This is a genomic window from Nonomuraea deserti (assembly GCF_004348685.1).
GTDB lineage: Bacteria > Actinomycetota > Actinomycetes > Streptosporangiales > Streptosporangiaceae > Nonomuraea > Nonomuraea deserti.
Genome location: NZ_SMKO01000333.1, coordinates 1 through 5086, shown reverse-complemented (window position 1 = coordinate 5086; position 5086 = coordinate 1). Strand labels below are relative to the sequence as shown.

Below are 5086 nucleotides of genomic sequence, written 5' to 3'. Positions count from 1 at the left end.
CGCCACCGCGCCCCAGAACAGCGGGGCCACGACGGCGTCGGAGGTGTTCTCGGCCAGCGACTCGACCGTGGCCCGCGCCAGCTCCTTGGCCTCCAGCCGGGAAGGGTCGCGGCCGCACAGGTGGCGGTGTTCGATCCTGCCCTGGTAGACGTTGGTGCCGCCCAGCGTGACGCCCAGCGCGCCGGCGAACGCGGCTTCGCAGCGGCCGGCGTTCGGGCTGGGGTGCCGGTGGCCGTCCCTCCTGAGCGCGGCCAGCGCGCCGCGCGGGTCCGGCCCGGTCAGGACCGCGATCAGGCCGGTCAGCCGCGCGGGCACGTAGTTCGCCACGTCGTCGAGCCTCGCCGCGGCCCAGCCGAACCGCTCGTAACGCGGGGAGCGGTGGCCGACCATGGCGTCCAGCGTGTTGACGGCCCGGTACGCCAGCAGCCCCGGCACGCCCGCCACCGCGCCCCAGAACAGCGGGGCCACGACGGCGTCGGAGGTGTTCTCGGCCAGCGACTCGACCGTGGCCCGCGCCAGCTCCTTGGCCTCCAGCCGGGAAGGGTCGCGGCCGCACAGGTGGGGGAGGCGGGTCCTGGCGCGTCGGAGGTCGTCGTGTTCCAGGGCGGCGGCCATGTAGGCGCCCTCACGGGCCAGCGTGGTGCCTCCCAGCACGGCCCAGGTGGCGACGGCGGTCACGATCGTACGCGCGGGCCGGCCGGGGACGCGCTGGGCCAGCACGCCGAGCGCGGTCGCGCCGCCGACGCACACGGCGACGTGCAGGACCCCGCGCGACCGCGCGTCTTTGTACAGCGAACGTTCCAGCCTCGCCGCGGCGCGCCCGAAAAGGGCCACCGGATGGGCGGGAGTACGCGGGTCGGCGACGAGCCGGTCGAGCGCCACGCCGAGAGCGAGGCCGAGAGGGTCAGACGAGGTGGGCATGGAGCTCATCTTCGTGCACGTCCAGCCATGCGGCGGCACGGCGGATGCGCTCGCCGGCGCCGTTCGCCCACATCTTCGCCCAGTTGCCGCCGGCCGAGGCGCGGGTGCGCATGACGGTGTAGGAGCGGTGGAAGCGCAGCCTGGCCAGCTCGAGGAGGCGGCGCCGGTCACGGGGCAGGACACCGTACGCGTCGCAGAACAGGCGCAGGCGCTCGCCCACGTCGAGGGTGCGGAGGAGCGGAGGGCGGTCGACGGGGTCGGCGATCGGGGCCCAGTGGCGGAGGGTGGTGACGATGTCGAAGAGCCGCGTGGTCGGCCGGGCCAGATCGAAGTCGATCAACGCGTACGGCCGTCCCGCCCGAAAAATCACGTTATCCATCGTCAAGTCACAATGGCCGATGACATCCGGCGCTTTATCGTCATTCGATCCCCCCTCCCAGCCGTCCAGCGTCAACGGAAACCCCGCGGTCGCATCGTGGAACTCCCGCACCAACACCGCGAGACCGGCCAGCGCCTCATCACTAGCGCTCTCCAACCGGAGCCCGGTCGCGCCCGGCACGTAGGTGAGGACCTGGCGCCCGAACTCGTCCATCCCCACCACCCGTGGTGCACCCTCGAACCCCGCCGCCTCAAGGTGCCTGAGCAGGGCGTGCACGGAGGGCGTGGACGTACTGGCCGGTCTGCGCACGGTGTCACCGACGCGCACCACCCCGTCAGTCACATCCCCGCCCTGCAAGGGAATCTCATGCAGGAGCGTCGCGACCATGCCACGGAAGCTTAGACTTCCCACCCCGCTCGCGCCCGATCTTTTCGCCGGTTCCGCCAGCAAGATCACGGCAGTTCGCTACCGTACCCGTCCGGAGTGGGTGCCACCGGCTTTCCTCTCCACCTCGCCACGTCCGATATCCTCCCTGAGGCCCGCACGACCAGAACGGCCACCGGCCGGATCCTGGCGGCTACGGTTGCGGGGACCCTGTTCATGTGAGGTGTGATCGGGTTGACAGACTGACACGGGGAAAACCTGTGCATGACATGTCGCCGGATCATGCACAATAAGGCGGGAGCGCCCTTAGCTCAGCTGGATAGAGCACCGGACTTCTAATCCGACGGTCGCAGGTTCGAATCCTGCAGGGCGCGCTTTGATCATGGTCTGACCTGGGGTTATGCGGGATCGGATGCGTTCTAGAATTTTCGTCTAGCGCTTGCGTGCTCCATCCGTGCTCGCCCGCACCAACTGCGCACACACCATGATCCATTTACCATCCTCCCACTCGGTGAAGAGCAGCGGCCCCGCCTCGCCGCGAGCAGGCGGCGAATGCGGGGCCGGATGCTTAATCCGACTGTTCAGCTCCTCAGCGAGATGAGTTGCCCGGGTGCGGTCTGGTCTTCCTTGCCGAACAGCAGGGCCGCAGTCTTCTCGGCGGCGGCCGTGGCGACTTGCGGGTAGACGGAGGTGTAGGTGTCGGCGGTGAACGCACTGGAGGTGTGGCCCAGGGTTTCCTGTACAACCTTCATCTCTACCCCGGCCGCCAGCATGAGCGAGGCTGCCCCGTGGCGGAGGTCGTGGAGCCGGATGGGTGGCAGTCCCGCGAGGTAGGCCAGCCAGAGAAACTGGTCGGAGACGTGCTGGGGATGGAGCCGGTTGCCGTCCGGTTGAGTGAACACGAACCCGGTGTGCGTCCACGCCTCGCCCATGGCCAGGCGTTCCTGGAGTTGCTGCTGCCGGTGGGCGCGCATCACCTGGGCGGTGTCGGTGTCCAGGGCGATGGTGCGGATCGAGGCGTCGGTTTTCGGGGTGCCTTCGTGAACGTCCCAGGCCAGTTGCACGAGTTGCCAGTTGACGGTCAGGGTGTGGCCGTCGAGGTCAATCTCCCTCCAGCGCAGCCCGCAGGCCTCGCCCCGGCGCAGCCCGCGCAGTGCGATCAGCTGGTAGAGGGCGAACAGGCGGTGGCGTCGTGCTTCTTCGAGGAACCGGCGGGTTTGCGCGGGTGTCCAGACCATCACCGGGGAAGGGCGGGGCACGCTGGTGTAGGCGTCGATCGGGTCGACCCGCCGCCCGCCCCGGCGCTGCTTCTCCCTCTCCCGGTAGCTGCGGTAGTCGGTCTGCCAGGCGCGGACTCGGTCGTCGGTCCACACCAACGCCTTGGGCCGGGTGTAGGCGGCCATCTCCAAGACAGCGGCAGGGTTGAAGTCGATGAGCCGGTCCTGGCGCATGGCCATGTTGAGCGCGTGCCGCAGGGTGGCGCGGATGCGGTGCATGGTGGCGATGCTGATCGGCCGCCGGTATTTGACGCTCTGGCGCACCGCTGGGTCGGGGTGGGCGCGGCGTTCGGCGATGGTGTCGTTGAACTCCTCGATCTGCTCGAACATCAACGCGATGTCGCTGACTTTGAGCTGATCCAGTCGCAGCCGCCCCAGATAAGGCGCGAGGTAGAGGCGGATGTGGCCCTCGTAGGAGCGGCGGGTGGTCTCCTCGATCTTCCGCTTGCGGTTGAGGAACTCGGCCAGCCACTGCTCGACGTTGATCTCCTGGGTGAGATGCTGCCCGGTCTTGATCTTTCGGCGGACCGTCTCCGCGTCCGGGAGGGTCTCGGTCTCGGCCAGGGTTCGTTTGATCAGGTCGGCGATCTGGGTACGGGTGGCTGGCTCGCGCGGGTCGGCCAGCGCGAGCAGGTCACGCACGCGGCTGAGTTCGTCCTTGGCGGCGTCCTGGGTGGCGAAGCCGCCGCGGCGCAGCGGCCCGCGCCGCTTACCGCCAGGTCCTGGCGGGAGTTCGATCTGGTAGTTCCAGATGCCGTGCCGGTAGCTCCAGCCGCCGTCGGAGCGGCGCAGCTTGGGGCATTTCTGCCCGAGTACCTTGCCGTCGGCGTCGCGGCAGGAGCAGCGTTTGAAGGTGCGTCCCTCGGCCATGGTGGTGCCTGTCCCCTTTCTTTTCGGTGCTGTTGGTCGGGGCCGGTGTGGTGGTGAGCAGGGGCGGGGTGACGCTCAGCCCTGGAAGCGGCCGGTGAAGGGACTGATCGCCCCGATCAAAGGCGTGCCTTCGGTAGTCACGTCCCAGACGCGCATCCGCGCTATCCCGTTCAGCCATGGCCCCGGTGGTCGTTGGCTACGGGTGCACGGCGGTCCTGTCGCCCGTGCCGCCGTCTATGCGGCGTGGAGCGCCGGGATCGCCGTGTGCCCGTCTAGCGCGGCCGATGCGGTGGCGTGATCGGGCGAGCACGCCCGTGGTCGTCACCCCGCCGCATCGATGGCCGTGCCGGACAGGGCGTATCGACGCCCACCTGGACGGCGATGGTCAAGGCCGAATCCGACGGTCAACGCCGGGCCGGGGTCGCCGGCGGTCTCCGCACGGCGTCGCCGCCGACTCAGCGCTCTACGCTTCGAGTCGCCACAGAGCAAGGACGGCTTTCGCTGCAGGAACGCCCCCATGCGTACGAGCGAGATGAGAACCCGTTCCAGGGCGCCGACCTGGAATGACCGCGCAGACGCTGCTGGCCCGATGAGGCGCTTCGATCGCCGGATGAGCGCCGTCGGTCGTGCTGAACGTTATGGTCTGCGGTTCGCGTGGTACGGCGGATGATGTGGTTCGGTGGTGTTGCGGTGTCGTGCGGTGAAGTCATGTCGGTGTGGCCCGATTACCCGGACCACCTGATCCCTGTCACCCTTATAAATACCTGCGATCAAGCCCGGATTCGGACCGCAGGCGAAGCAAAGGTTCAATCATCATCACCGGACAAAGCATCCGTATCCGGTGCACACTCCCGCCCTCGACCAGCGGTTGTCTGCTTCGATCCGGCGAGCGAACGGCCATGGCGGCCAGCAGGATTCGAGCGACGGTCATTGGGAAGTTGGCGCGCCTGCGGATCGGGATCTCGATCTTGCACTGTCCGGATCTGTATCGGATGCCGAAGAGCAACCCTTGAGCAACCGGACAGCGATTACGCGGAACTGACCGTCACGTTTGAGGGTCCGAGGCGCCGGCTCGCTGGGTTGCGTCCACAGGAGTGGTGTACGAGTTTGGCCTGGTCACAGGCGTGGCGTCGTGAAATGAAGACGGCCATCGCGTGATCCTTCGAGTAGCAAAGATCAAGATTCGAAGGAGATCCAGGCGATGGCCGCAGACAACAGTGTGACGCCCGCGCAGTGGCTGGCGAAGCAGATCGAG

General features: G+C 68.2%; 3 protein-coding genes and 1 tRNA gene. 1 reads left to right on the top strand and 3 read right to left on the bottom strand.

The window, feature by feature from the left end:
• Together E1292_RS49335 and E1292_RS49330 are read right to left on the bottom strand one after the other, a co-directional pair.
• A partial coding sequence (locus E1292_RS49335) for a cobalamin biosynthesis protein (RefSeq protein ID WP_132606713.1) occupies positions 1–921 on the bottom strand: 921 nt, incomplete at its 3' end.
• Positions 905–1687: a phosphotransferase gene (locus E1292_RS49330; RefSeq protein ID WP_132606712.1), complete on the bottom strand. Its 783-nt coding sequence runs from the start codon at positions 1685–1687 to the stop codon at positions 905–907. The genes E1292_RS49330 and E1292_RS49335, both read right to left, overlap by 17 nt.
• 297 nt (positions 1688–1984) lie before the next feature.
• Here E1292_RS49330 and E1292_RS49325 point away from each other — a divergent pair.
• A tRNA-Arg gene (locus E1292_RS49325) sits at positions 1985–2058 on the top strand.
• 207 nt (positions 2059–2265) lie between these two features.
• Here E1292_RS49325 and E1292_RS49320 read toward each other — a convergent pair.
• Complete coding sequence (locus E1292_RS49320) at positions 2266–3831, bottom strand: tyrosine-type recombinase/integrase (RefSeq protein ID WP_132606711.1); 1566 nt, start codon at positions 3829–3831, stop codon at positions 2266–2268.
• Positions 3832–5086 lie beyond the last annotated feature (1255 nt).